Annotated in this window: 15 protein-coding genes; 5 read left to right on the forward strand and 10 right to left on the reverse strand. The window is 72.2% G+C overall.

Features of this window, described 5'->3' with window-relative positions:
* The first annotated feature begins 31 nt into the window (after nucleotides 1–31).
* The gene (locus PZC42_RS12610; RefSeq protein ID WP_277211614.1) at nucleotides 32–2,620 is read left to right on the forward strand and encodes an ATP-dependent DNA ligase; all 2,589 of its coding nucleotides are present in this window, start codon (nucleotides 32–34) and stop codon (nucleotides 2,618–2,620) included.
* 14 nt (nucleotides 2,621–2,634) lie between these two features.
* Here the strand turns inward: PZC42_RS12610 and PZC42_RS12615 are convergent, their stop codons facing one another.
* Nucleotides 2,635–3,462 (reverse strand): siderophore-interacting protein, encoded by an 828-nt coding sequence (locus PZC42_RS12615; protein ID WP_277211616.1) that lies wholly within the window; start codon nucleotides 3,460–3,462, stop codon nucleotides 2,635–2,637.
* An 82-nt stretch (nucleotides 3,463–3,544) separates the two neighbouring features.
* Between PZC42_RS12615 and PZC42_RS12620 the strand changes: the two genes are divergently transcribed.
* On the forward strand, nucleotides 3,545–4,318 hold the full coding sequence (locus PZC42_RS12620) for a DUF2599 domain-containing protein (RefSeq protein WP_277211618.1): 774 nt from the start codon (nucleotides 3,545–3,547) through the stop codon (nucleotides 4,316–4,318).
* A 12-nt stretch (nucleotides 4,319–4,330) separates the two neighbouring features.
* Here PZC42_RS12620 and PZC42_RS12625 read toward each other — a convergent pair whose 3' ends face one another.
* Both PZC42_RS12625 and PZC42_RS12630 read right to left on the reverse strand, forming a co-directional pair.
* The gene (locus tag PZC42_RS12625; protein ID WP_277211620.1) at nucleotides 4,331–5,329 is read right to left on the reverse strand and encodes a Rossmann-fold NAD(P)-binding domain-containing protein; all 999 of its coding nucleotides are present in this window, start codon (nucleotides 5,327–5,329) and stop codon (nucleotides 4,331–4,333) included.
* A gap of 108 nt (nucleotides 5,330–5,437) precedes the next feature.
* Nucleotides 5,438–5,848, reverse strand: a complete 411-nt coding sequence (locus tag PZC42_RS12630) for a VOC family protein (protein WP_277211935.1) — start codon at nucleotides 5,846–5,848, stop codon at nucleotides 5,438–5,440.
* Between the two features lie 49 nt (nucleotides 5,849–5,897).
* On the opposite strand from PZC42_RS12630, the gene PZC42_RS22570 reads away from it, so the two are divergent.
* Nucleotides 5,898–7,133 carry a GNAT family N-acetyltransferase gene (locus PZC42_RS22570; RefSeq protein WP_277211622.1) on the forward strand — a complete coding sequence of 412 codons (1,236 nt, stop codon included), beginning with the start codon at nucleotides 5,898–5,900 and terminating at the stop codon, nucleotides 7,131–7,133.
* Between the two features lie 7 nt (nucleotides 7,134–7,140).
* Here PZC42_RS22570 and PZC42_RS12640 read toward each other — a convergent pair whose 3' ends face one another.
* A complete protein-coding gene (locus PZC42_RS12640; RefSeq protein WP_277211624.1) occupies nucleotides 7,141–7,833 on the reverse strand; it encodes a hypothetical protein in 693 nt (230 codons plus the stop codon).
* A 111-nt stretch (nucleotides 7,834–7,944) separates the two neighbouring features.
* Here PZC42_RS12640 and PZC42_RS12645 point away from each other — a divergent pair, with 111 nt between their 5' ends.
* Both PZC42_RS12645 and mqo read left to right on the forward strand, forming a co-directional pair.
* Nucleotides 7,945–8,631, forward strand: a complete 687-nt coding sequence (locus PZC42_RS12645) for a pyridoxine/pyridoxamine 5'-phosphate oxidase (protein ID WP_277211626.1) — start codon at nucleotides 7,945–7,947, stop codon at nucleotides 8,629–8,631.
* 165 nt (nucleotides 8,632–8,796) lie between these two features.
* The gene (gene mqo, locus PZC42_RS12650; protein ID WP_438802953.1) at nucleotides 8,797–10,293 is read left to right on the forward strand and encodes a malate dehydrogenase (quinone); all 1,497 of its coding nucleotides are present in this window, start codon (nucleotides 8,797–8,799) and stop codon (nucleotides 10,291–10,293) included.
* 18 nt (nucleotides 10,294–10,311) lie between these two features.
* Here mqo and PZC42_RS12655 read toward each other — a convergent pair whose 3' ends face one another.
* The 6 genes from PZC42_RS12655 to PZC42_RS12680 form a co-directional block, all read right to left on the reverse strand.
* On the reverse strand, nucleotides 10,312–11,244 hold the full coding sequence (locus PZC42_RS12655; protein WP_277211630.1) for a ketopantoate reductase family protein: 933 nt from the start codon (nucleotides 11,242–11,244) through the stop codon (nucleotides 10,312–10,314).
* Between the two features lie 16 nt (nucleotides 11,245–11,260).
* A complete protein-coding gene (gene pntB / locus PZC42_RS12660) occupies nucleotides 11,261–12,664 on the reverse strand; it encodes a Re/Si-specific NAD(P)(+) transhydrogenase subunit beta (RefSeq protein ID WP_277211632.1) in 1,404 nt (467 codons plus the stop codon).
* A complete protein-coding gene (locus PZC42_RS12665; protein WP_277211634.1) occupies nucleotides 12,661–14,250 on the reverse strand; it encodes a Re/Si-specific NAD(P)(+) transhydrogenase subunit alpha in 1,590 nt (529 codons plus the stop codon). The genes pntB and PZC42_RS12665 overlap by 4 nt, the downstream gene beginning before the upstream one ends.
* A gap of 123 nt (nucleotides 14,251–14,373) precedes the next feature.
* Nucleotides 14,374–15,756 carry an NAD-dependent succinate-semialdehyde dehydrogenase gene (locus PZC42_RS12670; RefSeq protein ID WP_277211636.1) on the reverse strand — a complete coding sequence of 461 codons (1,383 nt, stop codon included), beginning with the start codon at nucleotides 15,754–15,756 and terminating at the stop codon, nucleotides 14,374–14,376.
* Nucleotides 15,757–15,766: 10 nt separating this feature from the next.
* Nucleotides 15,767–16,993, reverse strand: a complete 1,227-nt coding sequence (gene doeA / locus PZC42_RS12675) for an ectoine hydrolase (protein WP_277211638.1) — start codon at nucleotides 16,991–16,993, stop codon at nucleotides 15,767–15,769.
* Nucleotides 16,994–17,014: 21 nt separating this feature from the next.
* A complete protein-coding gene (locus tag PZC42_RS12680; protein ID WP_277211640.1) occupies nucleotides 17,015–18,259 on the reverse strand; it encodes an aspartate aminotransferase family protein in 1,245 nt (414 codons plus the stop codon).
* Between the last annotated feature and the right edge of the window lie 94 nt (nucleotides 18,260–18,353).

Genomic DNA, 18,353 nt, shown 5'->3' on the forward strand with positions numbered 1-18,353 from the left:
GGGTCGCCCCCTCCGGGGGCAGCATGGGCCCATGCCAGCAGCCGACGCCCCCCGGGCCGGACCACAGACGGTCTCGGTCGAGGGGCGCCGGCTGCAGCTGACCAACCTCGACAAGGTGCTGTACCCGGCGACGGGCACCACCAAGGGTGAGGTGCTGCACTACTTCTCCCAGGTAGCACCCGCGCTCGTGGCGCACGCCGCGCACCGGCCGGCCACCCGCAAGCGCTGGCCCGACGGGACGGCGGGCCAGTCGTTCTTCCAGAAGAACCTCGATGCCTCCACGCCGTCGTGGGTCCCCCGGCGCACCGTCCAGCACACGTCCTCCAGCAACGACTACGTGCTGGTCGACGACCTCGCCACGTTGACCTGGTTGGGGCAGACGGCCACGCTCGAGATCCACACGCCGCAGTGGCAGTTCGGCCGCACGGGTGCCCCGCTGGCCCCGGACCGGCTCGTCCTGGACCTCGACCCGGGCCCGGGTGCCGGCCTGGCCGAGTGCGCTGCCGTCGCCCGGCTGGCCGGGGAGATCCTGACCGGCATGCACCTCGACCCGCTGCCGGTGACCAGCGGGTCGAAGGGCATCCATCTGTACGCGGCTCTGGGCGTCGGCCACGGCGAGCTGTCCTCCGACGGCGTCTCGGCCGTCGCCAAGGAGCTGGCCCGACACCTCGCGACAGAGCATCCCGACCTCGTCGTGGCCGACATGAAGAGGTCGCTGCGCACCGGCAAGGTGCTGGTCGACTGGTCGCAGAACAACGGGTCGAAGACGACGATCACGCCGTACTCCCTGCGCGGCCGTGACGAGCCCACCGTCGCCGCCCCGCGCACGTGGGACGAGCTGGACGACCCCGGGTTGCGGCACCTGACCTTCACCGAGGTGCTGGACCGCCTGGAACGCGACGGCGACCTGCTCGCCCCACTGCTGACAGGGCACCTGTCACGTCTCGAGCCGACGCCGCAGCGGCTCGCCTCTTTCCAGCGGCTGGAGACGTACCGCACCAAGCGCGACCCGGCCAGGACACCGGAACCGTTCGGGCCGGAGTCAGGACGGCGGGAGGCCCGAGCGGGCGCGGACGTCGGCGCGGGCACCGCGCAGGCCGGGCCGTCGTTCGTCATCCAGGAGCACCACGCACGCCGGCTGCACTGGGACTTCCGCCTGGAGCACGAGGGTGTCCTGGTGAGCTGGGCACTGCCCAAGGGGGAGCCGACGGACCCGGCACAGAACCACCTCGCGGTGCAGACCGAGGACCACCCCCTGGAGTACGGCGCCTTCGAGGGCACGATCCCGGCCGGTGAGTACGGCGCCGGCGAGGTGACGATCTGGGACGCCGGCACCTACGAGCGGGAGAAGTGGCGCGACGGCAAGGAGGTCATCGTCACGCTGCACAGCGAGCGCCGTGGGACGCGGCGTCTCGCTCTGATCCACACCGGCGGACGCGACGGCAGCGAGAGCTCCTGGCTGATCCACCGCACGAAGGTTCAGCCCGACGGCGCAGCGGGGACGTCGGGCATCCCCGACGGCGACACCGGCGGTGACGGTGCCGGAGACGGTGGCGCCGAGAACGGGGAGGCGGTGGGGCGCCACCAGCCTCCGCCCCGCCCCATGCTCGCCACGACCGCCTCGCCCGCACAGCTGGTGCGGATGGAGTCCGCCGAGTGGGCGTTCGAGGCCAAGTGGGACGGCTTCCGCGCCATCGTCGAGGTGCTTGCCGATGACCGCGACGACAGCGAGGCCGACGGTGCTGCCGCCCAGCGGGTGCGCCTCACCTCGCGCTCGGGACGAGACCTCACCCCCACGTTCCCCGAGCTCCAGCAGCTGGGCGGGATGGTCTCTCCCGCCGAGCTGCCGCTGGTGCTCGACGGCGAGGTGGTCGCCCTGGACGCCCAGGGACGGCCGAGCTTCCGGCGCCTGCAGCAGCGGGCCAACCTGGTCAGGCCGCGCGACGTCGAGCGGGCACGTCGCGGCGTCGGGGTCGACCTGGTGCTCTTCGACGTGCTGCGCGTGGCCGGCGTCGACGTCACCGACCACTCCTACGACGAGCGCCGCGCGATGCTGGCGCAGGTCGTCACGCCCCGCCGGCCGGTGCACGTGCCGGACGTCCTGCCCGGTACCGCGCGGGAGGCGCTGGCGGAGTCGCAGCGCCTCGGGCTGGAAGGTGTCCTCGCCAAGCGACGCAGCGCCGGGTACCTCCCGGGCCGTCGCTCGCGCGACTGGCTCCGGGCGAAGCACGTCGCCATGCAGGAGGTCGTCGTGGTGGGCTGGCGGCCGCTGCGCAGCGGGACGCCGACCGAGGACCCGCGGTCGATCGGCGGGCTGCTGCTCGCCGTGCCCGACGGCGAGGGTGGGCTCCGGTACGTCGGCCGCGTCGGCACCGGCTTCAGCGACGCCGAACGGCGTCGGCTCACCGAGCTCCTCGGTCCGCTCACGCGCACCACACCACCGGTCCCCGAGGTCCCCGCCGTGGACGCCGCCGGCGCGACCTGGGTGGACCCGAGCCAGGTGGTCGAGGTGTCGCACGCCGGCTGGACCGGCGGCGCACCAGGGTCGGGCAGCCTCCGTCACGCCGTCTGGCGTGGTCGACGACCGGACAAGCGGCCGCAGGACGTCCGGGTCGAGTGAGCGCCCGTGGACGGTCAGCTCTGGGCCGGTCGCCCGTGCCGCCAGTAGCCGACGAAGTCGATGTGCGCCTTGGGGACACCACGGTCGTTCACGAGGTGGCGGCGCACCCCGGTGGCCAGGCTCGACTCCCCCACCACGAAGGCGTACACGCTGCTCCTCGGGAGCTGGGTCCCCTGCACCACGGCCAGCGCGGCCTGTCCCGGCACGTCGTTGGCATCGGCCCGGTCCCGCTCGACCCAGAGCAGGTCGATGCCGTCCGGGACGCGGAGGTCCTGCTTGTCGTCCGCCGTCGGCACCTCGATGATCGCGAGCCCGCGGGCGTCGCCGGGCAGCGACTCGCAGACCCCGGCGACGGCGGGCAGCCCGGACTCGTCGGCGACGAGCAGCGTCCAGTCGTGCTCATGGCGCGGGTTGTACCCGATGCCCTGGTCGAGGATCCCGACGGTGTCCCCGGTCTGCGCGGTCTCGGCGAAGGTCGTGCCCGGGCCGTGCGGTTCGTCGGCACCGCCGTGGACGACGAAGTCGACGTCGATCTCGTGCAGGTCGGGTCGGGCGGCCCGGATCGTGTAGCTGCGCACCCACGGCCGGCGCGCCTTCGGTGTGGCGAGGTACTGGGCGTACCAGCCCAGGCTGGACGTACGGGTGGGCAGCCGCATCGCGTCCTGGCCGGGACGCGGGAGGAAGAGCCGGAACCACTGGTCGTACCCGCCGAGGGTGAGGTGTCCGAGCCCATCGCCGCCGAGGGTCACCCGGACCAGGTTCGGCGACACGCGCTTGGTCCTCACGACCTCGGCGAGCAGCACGTGCGGTTCGACGGGCTTTCGACCCCGGTAGGCACTCATGGAAGAGAGGTTAGGCGAACCTCACTCAATTGCCCAGACAGTGCTCACCGTGCGGACACCGGCGGTACCCCAGACTGGTGGCATGCCCACCCGCCGTGGCCCGCTGCGCGTCGTCCGCCTCCTCCCGCTCCTGCTGGTCTGCGGGCTGGCCGGCTGCCTGCCCGACGTCGGCCCGCCGGCCGGTGAGCCGAGCGGCGCTGCGTCCGCCCCCGCCCCGACGTTCTCGGCGCCGCCCTCACCCGCACTGACCCAAGAGGTGGGCTCCACCGTGACGGTCCGCTCGGGCGACGTCGAGCTCGTCGTGTCGTCATCGCGGCCGCCGGGCGTCGACACCGACGACGCGAGCACGACGACGGTCCTCGACGTCGGCCCGGACGCCCCGGCGACGCTGACGGTGGGGGGCGACCGGACGCTCGCGGTGAACGCGGACGGGACGGCGAGCGTCCTGGACGACGGCGGCACCCCGGTCGGCGGGCTGACGGCCCCGTCCGGCGGCGCGCGCCTCGTGCCGGTCGACGACGCGAGCGTGCAGATCGTCTCGGACCTCACCGGTACGGCCACCACGGCGCTGGGGTCGCGGGCCGTGGCCGCTACCGACTGGGGCGACCGCGAGGGCGGCCGGTCGCTGGCCGTGACCCCCACCGACTGGGCACGGTCCGCCGGCCTCGCGGGCGAGGGGCTCGTCTGGGCCGAGCTGGTCGCCGCAGAACCGGAGGTCGACACGGCCTCGATGCGCGACCAGCTCACCTGCCACGCCGTCGGCGCACCGGACAAGCCCACCTGGAACCTCGAACCCTGGCGTCCTGACGTGGGCCTCGCTGCCGTGCTCGCCGCGCGGTGCAACCCCACCGGCTGACCCGCCCGGCCCTCAGACCAGACGCAGCACCTCGGCCTCCTCGTCGCCGGTGAGACCCGTCACGGGCGCCTCCGGGTGGGCGCGGAGCCAGGCGAGCACGTCGCGTGCCGTCTCCTGCACCGGGCGCGGCGACAGGCCCGCGACGAGCGCCGGCCCGGCGTCGTGCGCGGCCAAGCCGTCGTACTCCGGCCGGGGCAGCCACAGCGGCACCGACCGGTCTCCGGACCACGGCCGGACGTCGAGCTCGCCCAGGCGTGCGGCGTCGACCCAGCGCCAGCGTGGTTCGACGCCGCAGCCCCGCGCGACCGCGGCGAGCACCTCGCGGATCGGCGTGGCCGGTCCCACGGCGTCGAAGACCCCTGCGACGCGCCGTTCCGCGAGGTCGACCACCCAGGCGGCGAGGTCACGCACGTCGATCGCCTGGACAAGATCGTCCGGAGCACCCGGAGCGAGGACCTCCGCACCGGCGGCACCTCGCCCGGTACCGTCGGCCAGCCTGCGCATCCGCGCCGGCCAGTACGCGAAGCGGCCCGACGGGTCGTCCGGGCCCACGATCAACCCGGGCCGGACGACGGCGAAGCTCCCCACGCCGTCGCGCACCGTCTGCTCGCACGCGACCTTCATGGCGCCGTACGCCTCGGAGCCGGACGCCGGGTCGACGTCGGCCGACTCCGGTTCGCGCAGCCGCCCGGCACCTGGTCCCGCGGGGTCGGCGTCGTCGGCGTAGACGTTGATCGTGGAGACGAACACCCAGTGCGCGTCCGGCCAGGCGGCGACGGCCCGGCGCACGTGCGACGGCGTCCGGGAGACGTCGACGACGGCGTCGAACCGCTCCTCGGTCAACGCCGTCGGCAGCTCGAGGTCGCGGTCGACGACGACGTGGCGCGCACCGTCGGGCACGACGCCGGAGCGGCCGCGACTGGCTGCCACGACGTCGTGACCGCGCGCGAGGGCCACCTCCACGACCGCCCGCGAGAGAAAGACCGTCCCACCCAGCACCAAAAGCCTCATGCGCCCACGATGTCGCCTCCGCGGCCGGTCGGGCAACGCGGTCTGCCACGAGCAGAAGAACGGACGCGGTCGGTCCTGGTGACAGCGCGCCTTACCGCCGGGAGGTCGTCACCCGGCTTGACGCTCGGCCGTCGAGCGCAGGACGCAGAACTCGTTGCCCGCGGGATCCGCGAGCACCTGCCAGCCCGTCCCCGGACCGGCGATGCCACGGTGGTCGGCGACCAGGGACGCACCGCGGCTCAGGAGGGACTCGACCTCCTCGTCGCGCCGGCCTGCGCGGGGCTGCAGGTCGAGGTGCAGGCGATTCTTGGCGGACTTCCCCTCGGGCACCTCGATGAAGAGCAGCACCGGGCCGTCACCGTCCGGGTCGACGATCGCGACCTCCTCGTCGCCCGGCCCGCCCGGGCCGTCCGGATCATCGAGGTCGTCGGCGTAACCGAGCGTCTGCTTCCACCACTGCGCCAGCTCGTAGGCGTTGCCGCGGAGTGGTGACCACCCGCCCGACGCTACGACCGCCAGGTGACACCGGCCATCCGTGCCCGCCGGACCACCGCGCTAGCGTGTTCCCGTGACCCTCACCATCCGCCGCTCGGCCTTCGCTGACGTCCGTGCCGCTCGACGCCTCGGCGACGAGGCGTTCGGCATCCCCGCCGAACGAGCACCGGACCCGCAGCCCGACAGCTGGCCGTCGGCGAACACGCGTCCGTGGTCGGCCTGGGACGGCGACGACCTGGTCGCCACCCTGGGGGTGCGGCACTTCACGTCCTGGTTCCACGGTGCCGCCGTGCCGACCGCCGGGTTCGCGGGGGTGACGGTGGCCGCGGAGCGCCGCGGCGAGGGCGTGCTGCGGCCCCTGTTCGACGCCGCCCTCACCGAGGCTCGCGAGCACGGCGAGGTCGTCTCGACCTTGTACCCGAGCGCGTCCGGGATCTACCGCGGGCTCGGCTACGAGGTGATCGGCTCGTACGACGAGGCGCGCCTACCGATGTCGGCGCTCGCTGCGGTCCGGGCGCCGTCGGGCGGGGTGCGCACCCGGCGCGCGACCGCGAGCGATGCGGCGGCGATCCACACCGTGTACCGCACGTGGGCGACCGGCCAGAACGGTCCGCTCACTCGCGAGGAGAAGCCGTTCGCCGTGGACCACGACGAGATGTTCGGCCCGGGATCGCCGTACACGGGGGTCAGCCTCGCCGTGGGGCCCGACGGCGAGGCCCTCGGGTTCGCGAGCTGGACCCGGAGGTCCGGGCACGACGGGGCGGGCGCCATCGAGGTCGACGATCTCGTCGCGCTCGCGCCGGACGCGGCGCGGGCGCTGTGGCGCGTCATCGGGTCGTTCGCCACAGTGGCCGGCTCGGTGCGGGTCTCGACGTCGGGCGGGTGGACGGGGGCAGACTCGAGCCGTCTCGTCTTGCCCGACCACACCGCCACCACCACGAGCCGCCCGTACATGCTGCGCCTGCTGGACGTCGTCGGTGCCCTCGGGTCCGCGCACGTGCCGCCGCTGGACACGCGCGTACCGTTCGCCGTCGTCGACCCCCGGACCCCGGACATCGAGGGCGCGTGGACGCTCGTGGTGGACGACGGCGCGGTGGACGTCCGGCCGGATGCTCGGCTCGCACCGAGCGCGGGGCGAGGACCCGACCGACCGACGTTCACCTCACACGGGCTCGCCCTCAGCTACGCCGGCGCCGCGTCGACCGCGAACCTGCGTCTGGCCGGCCACCTCTCCGGACCGTCGACCCACGACCCGGTGTGGGACGCCCTGTGGCACGGCCGGGACGTGCACGTGCGCGACTACTTCTGAACGGCGCTCAGCAAGAGGCCGCGACGTCGGTGCGGTAGCTCAGTGCCCAGCAGAGGACGCTGACGTCCTGGCGCACTCCGTCGACGGCGTCGCGCAGCCCGGCGACGTCCCGGCGCAGTGTGTCCAGGTCGGAGGTGCTGGCAGCATCCTGACCGTCCCGCAGGTCGTCGCGCACGGTCGCGAGATCGTTCTGGACCGTGCCGAGCCCGTCCTGGAGGTTCGTCTCCAGGCTGTCGATCCCGTGCGACACCTCGAGCAGACGCGTCTGCAGGTCGTCCATCCCCGCGGCGCCCTCCGCGGGGAATCCCGTCCAGGCCTCGACGCTCTCCACCCGACCGGCCAGCGCATCGACCGTCTCGACGTCCGGTGCCTCCTCGAGGGCCGCACGGAGGCGGGCGGCCTCGTCCTGCGCGACCTCGACCTGGGCGACCGCAGTCTCCACCTCGCCCGCCAGCTTCCGGTTCGCCGACCAGAGCACGGCCACACCGACCGTGGCGACGAGCGCGAGGACCAGCGCGGCCGCGAGGACGGCGGTCTGGGCGCGGGCCGTGCCGAGCAGGTCTCGGCCCGGCCTCGCTGTCGGCGGCGGTTCCGGAGGGAACAGGGAAGCGACGGTCGCCGTCTGCCCGGTGCCCGGCCGCCGGGCGATCCGGCCGCCGCCTGTCCCGGTCCGGGCCGACGTACCTGGCTCGTGCAGCATCTCGCTCCTCCGCGCCCGTGGGTGTTGTCGGTGACATCCTTGCGTCCGCCGTGTCCCGCCACAAGCAGTTCGCCGGTGTCCTCCGTACCCCGAGGTGGGCATGATGGAAGCATGCCCATCACCAGCTTCCGCGAGCGCCTGCGCGCTCTGCCCGTGCTCCCTGACGGCTTGCCCGCCTGGGAGGTCGAGGAACTTGCCGACCTCCCAGTGAGGCCGCACCAGCTCTTCGAGCAGTGGTTTGACGAGACGGTCGCCGCCGGCGCGACGGGCCCCCACGCGATGACCCTGTCGACGTCGGACGGGCACGGCGCGGTGCGCGCCCGCACGGTGATCCTCAAGGACCTCACCGCCGGCGGCTGGTGGTTCGCGGGTCATGCGAGCAGCCCCAAGGGCCTCGACCTGGCGGCCGACCCGCGCGCCGCGCTGACGTTCCTGTGGCGCGAGACGGGCCGCCAGGTGCGCGTCGCCGGCACGGTGACGTCGCATCCCGACGACGGCGCTGCGGACTTCCGCGCCCGCCCGGACGTCTCGCGCGCCGCCGGTCTGGTGGACCGGCAGAGTCAGGTGCTGGGCAGCCTGGGCGAGCACCGCGCGGCGTGGGCCGAGGCCCTGGACCGCGTCCGCGCCGACCCCGACCTCGTCGCACCCACCTGGACGGCCTGGCGTCTCGACCCGATCGAGGTGGAGTTCTGGCAGTCCGGCACCGGCACCGGGCAGACCCGCGTGCGGTACCGCGCTGACGAACCCACTCACGACGCGACCCGCACCACGTGGACCAAGGAGCTGTTGTGGCCGTGACCGTGTGACCCACATCACTGCAGGTCAGCGCCCTTGTGACCTTGATCTCATTCTTTGTGACACTTTTCACCAGCGTCGTAGCATGGCCCGGTGACTACGCGCGCAACGGCCTCCAGCAACGGCTCCTCCGACGCCGTCGACGTCGTCCTCATCGGCGGCGGCATCATGAGCGCCACCCTCGGGACGCTGATCCAGCAGCTCGAACCGACGTGGTCGATCCGCATCATCGAACGCCTCGACGAGGTGGCGCTCGAGTCGTCCAGCCCCTGGAACAACGCCGGGACCGGGCACGCGGCGCTCTGCGAGCTGAACTACACGCCGGAGCGGCCGGACGGCACGATCGACATCTCCAAGGCCGTGGCGATCAACGAACAGTTCCAGACGTCGCGCGAGCTCTGGCACCACCTGCTCGCGACCGGCCGGCTCGCGGACTCCTCGTTCGTCAGCCGCACCCCGCACATGACGTTCGTGCGCGGGTCGAAGAACGTGGACTACCTGCGCCGCCGGCACAGCACGCTGAGCGCGCACCCGCTGTTCCGTGACCTGGAGTTCTCCACGGATCGCGCCGAGATCGGTCGCTGGGCGCCGCTGCTCACCACCGAGCGGGACACCGACGAGCCCATCGCCGCGACGCGGTCCGTCGCCGGCACCGACGTCGACTTCGGCAACCTCACACGCCAGCTCATCGACGGTCTCGTGGCCCATGGTGCCGAGCTCCAGCTCCAGCGCGAGGTCCGCTCCCTCAAGCGCACCCGAGACGGCGGATGGCGCCTGCGCGTCAAGGACCGCTCGTGGAACGCGCCGCAGCGGATGTCCACGGTCAAGGCCCGCTTCGTGTTCGTCGGAGCGGGCGGCGGTGCCCTGCCGCTGCTCCAGTCCGCAGGCATCCCCGAGATCAAGGGCTTCGGCGGTTTCCCGATCTCCGGCGAGTTCCTGCGTACCGACAACCCGGAGATCGTCGCGCAGCACCAGGCCAAGGTCTACGGCAAGGCCGACGTCGGCGCCCCGCCCATGTCCGTCCCGCACCTGGACACCCGTGTGGTGGACGGCAAGAGCTACCTGATGTTCGGCCCCTACGCCGGGTTCAGCCCCAAGTACCTCAAGAAGGGCAAGTACCTCGGTCTCGTGACCTCGCTGCGCGCCCACAACCTCACCTCGATGCTGGGCGCCGGTCTCAAGAACCTGGACCTCACCCAGTACCTGGTAGGACAGGTCGTCGCCGCGCCCGAGACGAAGTTCCACGCCCTGCAGCAGTTCATGCCGACCGCGCACCCGAAGGACTGGGAGACGATCACCGCCGGCCAGCGCGTCCAGGTCATCAAGCGTGACGCGGACGGCAAGGGCGTCCTGCAGTTCGGCACGGAGATCGTGTCCGCCGCGGACGGCTCCATCGCCGGTCTGCTCGGTGCGTCGCCGGGCGCCTCGACCGCCGTCTCCGCGATGGTGGACCTGCTCGAGGGGTGCTTCCCCTCCGAGTTCGCGTCCTGGCGACCCGTGCTCGCCTCGATGATGCCCAGCCTCGACGGCGTCCCCGCCGACGCCCGCGAGATCGACACCACGACGGACGCAGCCGCCGAGCTCTCCGCCAGCGAGCTGGTCGCGCGCAACGGCGGCGTCGTGCCCGCCAGCGTCTACGAGTCGCGGGCCGACTCACGCTCCTGAACGCTCGGGCTGCGGCGGTCAGCCGATCTGGCCCCGGAGCTGCGCGACGACGCGCGTGATCGTCGGGGTCGGCACCGATCGTGCTTCTCCGCGGCGCGCCACCGCCCCACCGATCGCGTCGAGCTCACCGACGTTCCCGGCCGCCAGGTCCGCCTGCAGCGAGGAGCGCATCGTCGACGGGAAGCCGCCCAGGATGGCCCGCAGGTCGCCCTGCGTCGTCGGGACACCCTCGGCGGACGCCACCGCGGCCACCTCGCCGAGCACGCCGTCGGTGAGCACCGGGTCCGCGTCCAACGCCTCGCCCACACCGGTCCGGTGCACCGACGTCAACAGGGCCAGCGGCGCGAGGAAGCGCAGCTTGGACCAGAGCACCTCGGCCTCGCTGCCGGCGATCACGACCTCGATGTCGGTGTCGTGCAACGCCTGGACCACCTCGAGGTCGGCGGCCGCGGCGGGCACGGTGATCCGGAGCAGCTCGCCGCGGTGCCGCACCGTCATCGCCGTGTCGGGGCTGGACCCGGTGCGCAACGTCTCCCCCGCGTACGACGCACCTACCACGACCGGCCCGGCGGCCGGCCCACCCTCGCGGCCCCGGAAGGCTGCACGCAGGGTCGTCATGTGCTCGACGCCGTTGAGCAGCGAGACCACCTCCGGCGGGGAGGCGGCCGCGATCGGACCCGCCACGTCCGCCAGCCCGTCGGCCTTGACGGCAACCAGCACACGGGCCCCGCGGGGCACCGATGTCGTGGCGCGCAGCGGGGCGTGCCACGCTCCGAACCGATCCGTCACGACCTCGAACCCGTGCTCGGACACCCGCCGAGCCGTACCGGGGCGACCGACCAGGACGACGTCGTGCCGCGCCTTCTGCAGGAAGGCGGCGACGAGGCCTCCCACCGCGCCAGGCCCGACGACGGCGATCAGGGACCGATGGGGATCATTCGCGCTGGTCATCGCTCGATCGTAGCGCTCAGAGCGCTTGGATGATCTTCTCCACCTGCTCCTTCGCGTCGCCGAAGACCATCGCCGTGTTCTCGCGGAAGAACAGCGGGTTCTGCACGCCGGCGTAGCCGGTCGCCATGGAGCGCTTGAACACGACGACGTCGCGCGCCTGCCACACCTCCAGGACGGGCATCCCGGCGATCGGTGACCCCGGGTCCTCCTGGGCGGCCGGGTTGACGGTGTCGTTGGCCCCGATGACCAGCACGACGTCCGTCGCGCCGAAGTCCCCGTTGATCTCGTCCATGCCGAGCACGACGTCGTAGGGCACCTTGGCCTCGGCCAGCAGCACGTTCATGTGGCCCGGGAGTCGGCCGGCCACGGGATGCACGCCGAAGCGGACGTTCACGCCGCGCGCCCGGAGCTTCTCGGTGAGGTCGGCGACGGGGTACTGCGCCTTCGCCACCGCCATGCCGTAGCCCGGCACGATGATCACCGACGACGCGACCTTGAGCTGCTCCGCGACGTCCGCGGCGAAGGTCTCCCGGTGCTCGCCGGCCTCGCCGGTCGCCGCGGTACCCGGCTCCGTGCCGAAGCCACCGAGGATCACCGAGACGAACGATCGGTTCATCGCCCGGCACATGATGTACGACAGGATCGCGCCCGAGGAACCGACCAGGGCGCCGGTGATGATGAGCAGGTCGTTGCCCAGCATGAAGCCGGCGGAGGCGGCGGCCCAGCCCGAGTACGAGTTGAGCATCGACACCACGACCGGCATGTCGCCGCCGCCGATGGAGGCGATGAGATGCCAGCCGAGCGCGAGCGCCACGAGCGCCACGAGGACCAGCGCAACGAGCGCAGCGCCGTCCGCCCCGGCGTTCGACGCGGTGAGGAACCAGGCGAACAGTCCTGCCGACGCGAGGACCAGACCCAGGTTGATCGCGTTGCGTCCCGGCAGGTTCAACGGCGCGGACCGCATCTTGGCGGCCAGCTTGAGGTTGGCGACGATCGAGCCCGTGAACGTCACCGCGCCGATGAGGATCCCGAGGAAGACCTCGACGAGGTGCACGGTGTCCGAGTCGGGTTCGGTGAGGAACGAACCGAACCCGACCAGCACGGCGGCCAGACCCACGAACGAGTGCAGGAGCGCGATCAGCTCGGGCATCTGCGTCATCTCGACCCGGCGCACCCGCCACGTGCCGATCGTGGCACCGACCACGAGAACCACCAGGATCAGGGCCGCCGTCACCTGCCACGGCCGCTCGGACTGCACCAGCGCGAGGGCCACCGTGGCGACGAGCGCCAGGGTCATGCCGATGATGCCCAGCACGTTTCCCCGTCGGGCGGACTCCTGCCTGGACAGCCCGGCGAGGGACCCGATGAACAGGACACCGGCGATCACGTAGGTGGCCTGGACGGCCGACAGCACCGTCATCGGGCCACCCCCGGCGTCATGGCAGCGCCGGACGGCGTCCCCTTGCGGAACATGCGGATCATGCGGTTCGCGACGAGGAATCCCCCGAACACGTTGATCGACGCCACCGTGGCGGCGGCGACGGCCAGGGTGGTGACCACCCAGTCGTCCACACCGATCTGCAGCAGCGCGCCGACGAGGATGATGCCGCTGATCGCGTTCGTCTGAGCCATCAACGGGGTGTGCAGGGCGTGCGTGACGGCGGAGATCACATAGAACCCCACCACCACCGCCAGCGCGAACACGGTGAAGTGGCCGACGGCGTCCGGGGGTGACGCGGCGACGGCCAGGCCGGCGAGCACGGCGGCGACCGCGGCGAGCACGCCGTTTCGACGGGACCGGGACCGGTGTGCGGCGGCCTGCTCGGCGGGGGTCGGCCCGCTGAGCGGCGGTTCCGGTGCGGGGCCCGCCGCCGGTGCGGCGGAGACCTGCACCGGCGGAGGCGGCCAGAGCACCTCACCGTCGCGCGTGAGCGTCATGCCACGCACCACGACGTCCTCGAGGTCGACCGTGAGGTTGCCGTCCTTGGCGGGCGTCAACAGCGTCAACAGGTTGACCACGTTCGTCCCGAGCAGCTGCGAGGTGTGCTGCGGCATGCGGCCGGGCAGGTCCGTGTACCCGAGCACGACGACGTCGTTGTCGCTCACGACGCGCTCGCCCGGGACGGTCAGCTCGCAGTTCCCGCCACCCGTGGCGGCGAGATCGACGATCACCGACCCGGGCCGCATCGCGGCGACCATCTCGGCCGTGATCGTCGTCGGAGCGGTACCTCGGACGAGCGCGGTGGTGATCACCACGTCCGCCCCGGAGGACTCGACGGCGTAGGTCCGCTGCGTGGCCGCCTCCTGGTCGTCCGTCAGCGCCCGGGCATAGCCGTCGGCGCTGACCTCCTGCGAGGCCCCCTCGGCCTGGACGTACGTGGCACCGAGGGACTCGATCTGCTCGGCCACCTCCGGGCGGACGTCGAAGGCGCGGACCTTGGCTCCCAGTGACGAGGCCGTGCCGATGGCAGCGAGTCCCGCGACACCGGCGCCGATGACGAACACGGTGGCCGGCGGTGTGGTCCCGGCCGCCGTGACCTGCCCGGTGAACATGCCGCCGAACTCCTCCGCGGCCTCGACCACGGCGCGGTATCCCGCGACGTTGGACTGCGCGGAGAGCACGTCGAGCGCCTGGGCACGCGAGATCCGCGGCACGGCGTCGAGCGCGAGGGCCGTCACCCGCCGTTCGGCCAGCGCGTCCATCAGCTCCGGCCGCGTGGCGGGCGCGAGCTGCGAGACCAGCGTGCTGCCCGGGCTCAGCAGGTCCAGCTCCGCGCCGGTGGGGGCGTTGACACTGGTGACGACGTCGCACGACCACACGTCAGCCCGTTCACCGATGCGCGCACCGGCCTCGACGTAGGCCTTGTTCGGCAGGCTCGCCCGCTCCCCTGCGCCGGTCTCGACGACGACGTCGTAGCCGAGCGCGACGAGCTTGCGCACCGTGGCGGGCGTGGCGGCGACGAGCCGCTCGCCCGCGCGCGACTCGCGCGGGATTCCGATCAGCACGGGCCCCGGACCTCCTTCGGTCGAAACCCCTGCAACCTACCCGGTACCTCCGACGGACGACGAGTCCAAACCGCTTCGCGAGACGTAGTCTCGGCGGAATCCCCGACCAGGTGACCGGCCTCGTCAGCCGCGACGCGGGCCGACCCAGACCTGCTGGGCGTTGACGAACTCCCGGATTCCGTGGGGACCGAGCTCACGACCGTAGCCGGAACCCTTGATCCCACCGCTGGGCAGGCGCGGGTCGGTCTTGACGATGCCGTTCACCGCTACCTGACCTGCCGCGATACGCCCGGCCATCGCCTCGCCCCGCTCCGCCGTCGACCAGACGCTGGCCGCCAGCCCGTAGTCGGTCCGGTTGGCCAGGGCGAGCGCCTCCTCCGCGTCGGTCGCCTCCATCACCACCATCACCGGTCCGAAGGTCTCCTCCCGGCAGGCGGTCATGCCTTCGGTGACGTCGCAGAGCAGCGTGACCGGGTAGAAGTAGCCGTCACCCACCGGCATCTCGCCGCCCAGCAGCAGCCGGGCGCCGGCGTCGACGGTCTCGGACACCTGGCGGTGCAGGCCGTCACGCAGGTCCGCGCGGGCGATCGGTCCGACGTCGGTCCCCTCGGACCGGGGATCACCCACGGTCAGCTTCTCCAGCCGCACCCGCAGACGCTCGACCATGTCCGCGTACACCGCGGACTCGACGATGATGCGCTTGGCAGCGATGCACGACTGGCCCGCGTTGATGATGCGGGACAACGTGATGGTGTCGGCCGCGGCGTCCAGGTCGGCGTCCGCCAGCACCAGGCACGGGTCCGACCCGCCGAGCTCCAGGACCGTGGGCTTGATCTCCCCGGCGGCCAGGCTCGCGACGGCGGCACCGCCCTTCGCGGACCCTGTGAAGGACACCGCGTCCACGCGACGGTCGCGGATGACGTCGGCCACGGCGGGCGTCTCCACCGGCAGGTCGCCGAACACCCCCGCGGGCGCTCCCGCGGCCTCGAGCTCGGCCGAGACCACGTCGGCGATCGCCCGCGCGCAGCCCGGTACGTGCGGGTCGTGCTTCATCAGGCAGGTGTTCCCGGCCATCAGTGCCGGAGCGGCGAACCGCGCCGCGAGCCAGAACGGGGCGTTCCAGGGCAGCACGCCCAGCACGGTCCCGAGGGGCAGGTGCTGCACGTAGCTGTGGGTGGCGTCGGAGTCGATCGACTCGGGTGCCAGGTACGCGGCCCCATGATCGGCGTAGTGCTCGAAGCACCAGGCCGCCTTCTCCACCTCCCCGCGTGCCTCCTTGATCGGCTTGCCCATCTCCTCGGTCATCACAGGAGCCAGCTCCTCGACCTGCGCTCGCAGCCGAGCAGCCACCCCACGCAGCACCCGGCCCCGCCCCTCGAGCCCCAGCTCCACCCAGGCGGCCCGGGCCGCCTCCGCGGCGGCGAGCAGTGCCTCCACCTCCGTGGGTCCGGCCGGCGGGACCTCTCGCACGACCTGTCCGGTGCTGGGGTCGATGGCAGTCAGCATGGTGCTCCTCTCAGGCGACTTCGGGTCGGATGGGCGTGGCGCCCTCGTGGGAGACGACGCCGCCCGCCGTGTGGTCCGGCTTGACGGTGAAGTCCTTGTCGAGCGTGAAGAAGGACGCGCAGCCGTCGGCCGTGACGTGGATGGTGTCGGAGATCCCGACGGTCTTGTCACCGTCGACGCCCCACATCCACGGCAGGATGTGGAACGTCATCCCCTCGCGCAGGATCGCCGGGTTGCCCTGGTTCAGGCTGACGATGTACCCCTCGTCCCAGCTCGGGGGAAAGGCGATACCGATCGAGTACCCCGACCGCGTGATCAGCCGGGCCCCCACCCGGTTGTCGCTGATGATGCTGCGCACGATGTTGTCGGCGTCGGAGACGGTCAGGCCCGGGCGGATGGCTGCCTCGACCTCGGCGAGCGCCAGCTTCATCCTGTCCTGCGCCTCGAGCATCGAGTCCGAGAGGTCGTCGAGCACGGCGGTCCGCATCATCGCCGTGTGGTAGCGGCGGAAGCACCCGCCGACCTCGAGGAACACGTGCTCCCCGGGCTGCACCGTCCGCCCCTCCCACGTCGCGTGGCCGATCATGCTGCGCGGCCCGGACGTCACGTACGGCATGACGGCGGGGAACTCGCCGCCGGCTCGGAACATGGCCGAGCTGATCTCCGCCGCGATGTCGTTCTCCGTCACCCCGGGTGCGCAGGCCTCGAGGCCCGCCTTCATCCCCGCCTCCGTGGCCTGCGCGGCCTTGCGCATGACGTCGATCTCCACGGCTGACTTGCAGACGCGGCCCTCCTCGACGATGCCGAAGCAGTCGAGCAGGCGGCCCTGGGTGAACGTCGCGTGGATGTAGTCCTGGTGGTACGCCGGGAAGTAGTAGCTGTTGCGCTCGTAGCCGACCTCCTTCGTGTGGAGACCGAACTCGCGCATCGCCTGGACGAGGCCCTGGATCGCGTCCCCGGTGTCGGGGTAGGGCCGGGTCTTCTCGACCCACGTGCGGGCATGGACGTTCGACTCCTCCAGGGCACGCGTGATCATGAACGGTTCGTCGTCCAGCGGGACCACCAGTGCCTGGAAGAAGGAGTATCCCGTCGTCTGGTAGTCCGTGAGGTACATCAGGTTCTCCGGGTCGGTGATCACCACCGCGTCCAGCAACCTGTCGGCCATGCGTCGGCGCAGCTCGCCCACGCGCCTCTCGTACTCCGCGAACGGGAACGTCATGTCGTCGCGTGGGTTCATCCCGGGCTCCTCTCAGTCGGGTCAGACAGCTCGCCGCACAGCCTTGTCGAGGATCTGCAGCCCCTCGACGAGGTCCTCGTCGGGGATCGTCAAGGGCGGGATCAGCTTCAGCACGCGCCCGCCGCTGCCGCACGCACCGATGAGCATCCCGGAGGCGAAGCAGTCGGCGACGACGGCCTTGGCCACCGCACCGTCACCGACGTCGAGGCCCTGGACCATGCCCCGGCCCCGGACGTCGAACCCGGCGTCGACGTCGTCGGCGAGGGAACGCAGCGCGCTCGCCATCGTCTCGCCCTTGACGCGAACCTCGTCCATCAGCACGTCGTCGTCGAAGTAGGTCAGCGCCTCCCGGCCGGCGACGAAGGACAGGCCCTGGCCCCGGAACGTCCCGGTGTGCTCGCCGGGCGACCAGTGCGCGTCGTGCTCGGGCTTGTTCAGGTTCATCGCGAGCGGAGTACCGAAGCCGCCGATGCCCTTGGCGAGGCAGACGATGTCGGGGTCGAGGCCCATCCCGTCGAAGCTGAAGTAGCTCCCGGTCCGGCCGCAGCCCACCTGGATGTCGTCGATGATGAACAGGGCGCCGACGTCGTGCGCCAGCTCCTGGACCGCGCGCAGCCACTCGGCCCCGGCGACGTTCACCCCACCCTCGGCCTGGATCGTCTCGACGAGGAACGCCGCGGGCGGCACGAACCCGCTGGAGGCGTCGGTGACCAGCGCGCGGAAGTCCTCGAGCGCCTGCAGTCCTCCCCCGGGCGCCGTCTCGAACGGCAGCCGCACCACGTTGTCCAGGGGGACACCGGCCGCGTTGCGGAAGTAGTCGTTCGCCGTCGCGGCCAGCGCCCCGAGCGTCATGCCGTGGAACCCGTGCGTGAAGGCCACCACGTCCCGCCGGCCGGTCACCCGCCGCGCGAGCTTCAGGGCCGCCTCGACGGCGTTGGTCCCCGTCGGTCCCATGAACTGCATCTTCATGGTCATGTCGCGCGGAGCCAGGACCGTCCCGGCGAACTTCTCGATGAAGTCCCGCTTGGCGGTGGTCGCCGTGTCCAGACTGTGCGACACGCCGTCGGCCTCGAGGAACTCGATCATCGCGCGCTTCATGCGTGCGTTGTTGTGACCGAAGTTCAGGACTCCCGCGCCTGCGAAGAAGTCCACATAACTGCGCCCGGCCTCATCGACCTGCCGGGCATTCGATGCCGACGCGAAGACCGTCGGGTACGTGCGGCTGTAGCCGCGGATCTCGGATTCCCACTTCTCGAACGCCTCCATTGACCACTTCTACGTGCCGCCTACCAGGCTGTCAAGAGATGCAGAAGGGGGTTCACCGCGGCGTCACACCGGGGTGACCAGCACGCTGTCTCGG

It is taken from the genome of Isoptericola croceus (assembly GCF_029382255.1).
Taxonomy (GTDB): Bacteria; Actinomycetota; Actinomycetes; order Actinomycetales; family Cellulomonadaceae; genus Isoptericola; species Isoptericola croceus.